Origin of the sequence: Nocardiopsis baichengensis YIM 90130 (genome assembly GCF_000341205.1) — a bacterium.
Classification (GTDB): Bacteria; Actinomycetota; Actinomycetes; order Streptosporangiales; family Streptosporangiaceae; genus Nocardiopsis_A; species Nocardiopsis_A halophila.
In genome coordinates, this window is sequence record NZ_ANAS01000052.1 from 1 (window position 1) to 3,555 (window position 3,555).

The window sequence follows — 3,555 nt, forward strand, 5'->3', positions numbered from 1 at the left end:
AAAAAAATGCGGCGGCAACCTACTCTCCCACCCCACACCATGGAGGCAGTACCATCGGCGCAAAGAGGCTTAACGACCGGGTTCGGAATGGGACCGGGTGTGACCCTCCAGCCATAACCACCGCAAACCAACACCCACAACCCCAAAACAAGAGGCCAGGGAAACCTATGAAAAAAACAATCCGATTCGTGTGCGAACCCCACCCCCGCACCCCCAAAAAAAAAGGGGGCGAAGAAAGGAACAGTATGCGCGAGCACCCAGCATCTGCGGCGGACAAGCCCTCGGCCTATTAGTACCGGTCAGCTCCACGCCTCACAACGCTTCCACACCCGGCCTATCAACCCAGTCGTCCACTGGAAGCCTTACCCCCACAACGGGGCAGGAGACCTCATCTCGAAGCAAGCTTCCCACTTAGATGCTTTCAGCGGTTATCTCTCCCGAACGTAGCCAACCAGCCATGCTCCTGGCGGAACAACTGGCACACCAGAGGTTCGTCCGTCCCGGTCCTCTCGTACTAGGGACAGCCCTTCTCAAGTCTCCAACGCGCACAGCGGATAGGGACCGAACTGTCTCACGACGTTCTAAACCCAGCTCGCGTGCCGCTTTAATGGGCGAACAGCCCAACCCTTGGGACCAACTCCAGCCCCAGGATGCGACGAGCCGACATCGAGGTGCCAAACCATCCCGTCGATACGGACTCTTGGGGAAGATCAGCCTGTTATCCCCGGGGTACCTTTTAGCCGTTGAGCGACACCGCTTCCACACGCCGGTGCCGGATCACTAGTCCCTGCTTTCGCACCTGCTCGACACGTCCGTCTCACAGTCAAGCTCCCTTGTGCACTTACACTCGACACCTGATTGCCAACCAGGATGAGGGAACCTTTGGGCGCCTCCGTTACCCTTTAGGAGGCAACCGCCCCAGTTAAACTACCCACCAGACACTGTCCCCGAACCGGATCACGGCCCCAGGTTAGATGCCCGAAACAGTCAGAGTGGTATTTCACCAACGCCTCCACGACCACTAGCGTGACCGCTTCACCGGCTCCCACCTATCCTACACAAACCATCCCAAACACCAATGTCAAGCTATAGTGAAGGTCCCGGGGTCTTTCCGTCCTGCTGCGCGAAACGAGCATCTTTACTCGTACTGCAATTTCACCGGGCCCGCGGTTGAGACAGCGGGGAAGTCGTTACGCCATTCGTGCAGGTCGGAACTTACCCGACAAGGAATTTCGCTACCTTAGGATGGTTATAGTTACCACCGCCGTTTACCGGCGCTTAGATTCCCAGCCTCGACACCCGAAAGCGTCTAACCGGTCCTCTTAACGTTCCGGCACCGGGCAGGCGTCAGTCCGTATACAGCGTCTTACGACTTAGCACGGACCTGTGTTTTTAATAAACAGTCGCTTCCCCCTGGTATCTGCGACCCCGCCCAGCTCAGAAAGCAAAGTTCCATCACCGGACAGGGCTCCCCTTCTCCCAAGGTTACGGGGACAATTTGCCGAGTTCCTTAACCACGGTTCACCCGAACGCCTCGGTATACTCTACCTGACCACCTGCGTCGGTTTAGGGTACTGGCCGCCCGCGAACTCACTAGAGGCTTTTCTCGACAGCACGGGATCACCCACTTCACCAAAAACGGCTCGGCATCACGCCTCACCCGTATATGGGGCACGGATTTACCTGCACCCCGGGCTACACGCTTACCCCCGGACAACCACCGCCGGGTAGGGCTACCCCACTGCGTCACCCCATCGCTTACCTACTACCAAATCGGATCCCACGCCTCCACCAAGCAACACCCGAAGGCGAAACAAGGCTTCGGTGGTGGTTAGCATCAAAGGCCCCGGTATGGACGCGCACGGACGGGTACGGGAATATCAACCCGTTATCCATCGACTACGCCTGTCGGCCTCGCCTTAGGTCCAGACTCACCCTGGGCGGATTAACCTGCCCCAGGAACCCTTGGTCAATCGGCGCCGGAGTTTCTCACTCCGGTATCGCTACTCATGCCTGCATTCTCACTCGCACGCCCTCCACGACACGGTCACCCGGCCGCTTCACCGAACGCACGACGCTCCCCTACCAACCCGAACACTACATCCGGGCCCCACGGCTTCGGCGGTGCACTTCAGCCCCGCTACATTATCGGCGCAGAATCACTTGACCAGTGAGCTATTACGCACTCTTTAAAGGATGGCTGCTTCTAAGCCAACCTCCTGGTTGTCTCAGCAACTCCACAACCTTTCCCACTTAGCACACGCTTAGGGGCCTTAGCCGATGATCTGGGTTGTTTCCCTCTCGACCACGAAGATTATCCCCCGCAGTCTCACTGCCGCGCTGAACCGAACCGGCATTCGGAGTTTATCTGACATCAGTAACCTTGTCGGGCCCATCAGCCAAACAGTAGCTCTACCTCCGGCAGGCAACACGCGACGCTGCACCTAAATGCATTTCGGGGAGAACCAGCTATCACGGAGTTTGATTGGCCTTTCACCCCTACCCACAGCTCATCCCCCAGGTTTTCAACCCTGGTGGGTTCGGGCCTCCACGACCTCTTACAGCCGCTTCACCCTGGCCATGGGTAGATCACTCCGCTTCGGGTCTACAGCATGCGACTCAAACGCCCTATTCAGACTCGCTTTCGCTACGGCTACCCCACCCGGGTTAACCTCGCCACACACCATAACTCGCAGGCTCATTCTTCAAAAGGCACGCCATCACCCCACAAAAGCAAGGCTCTGACGGCTTGACAGCACACGGTTTCAGGTACTATTTCACGACCCCTCACCGGGGCACTTTTCACCTTTCCCTCACGGTACTAGTGCACTATCGGTCACCAGGACGTATTCAGGCTTAGCAGGTGGTCCTGCCAGATTCACACAGAGTTTCACGGGCTCCGCGCTACTCGGGGAAACACCAACGCCCCCGCTCTTCCTTCACCTACGGGACTCTCACCCACTACGGCACCGCTTCCCAACGGCTTCGGCTAGAAGAACGAGCAAACGCGCCCGGCCGGCAGACCGGACAAGATGCACCCCACAACCCCGCGAACGCAACGACCGCCGTCTCTCACACGCCCGCGGTTTAGCCACCATCCCCTTTCGCTCACCACTACTCAGGGAATCACTGTTGTTTTCTCTTCCTGCGGGTACTGAGATGTTTCACTTCCCCGCGTTGCCACCGACCGCCCTATACATTCAAGCGGCGGCAACCCGAAATGACTCGGGCTGGGTTCCCCCATTCGGACACCCGCGGATCAAAGCTCGGTTGACAGCTCCCCGCGGCCTATCGCGGCCTCCCACGTCCTTCATCGGCGCCTGGTGCCAAGGCATCCACCGTGTGCCACTAATACTTGGCCACCACAGATACAAGATGCTCGCGCACACTATCCACGAATCAAACAACCAGCCGCGAACCCACCTACCACACGGCGACCGGCCCCTCCAAGGAGGCCGGCCCCGGTCTTCGGATCGGGGCGGCGATCAGGACACAACCGATCAGGGTTGCTCCCTCAGACACCCAACAGCGCGCCCCCGGGCCTCTTCCAAGAAC

At 58.6% G+C, this 3,555-nt stretch carries 2 rRNA genes; both read right to left on the reverse strand.

From position 1 onward, the window contains the following. Window positions 1–6: 6 nt before the first annotated feature. Window positions 7–125: ribosomal RNA gene (gene rrf / locus C892_RS0128150) — 5S ribosomal RNA — on the reverse strand. A gap of 143 nt (window positions 126–268) precedes the next feature. After that, window positions 269–3,362 (reverse strand): 23S ribosomal RNA (locus tag C892_RS0128155). Between the last annotated feature and the right edge of the window lie 193 nt (window positions 3,363–3,555).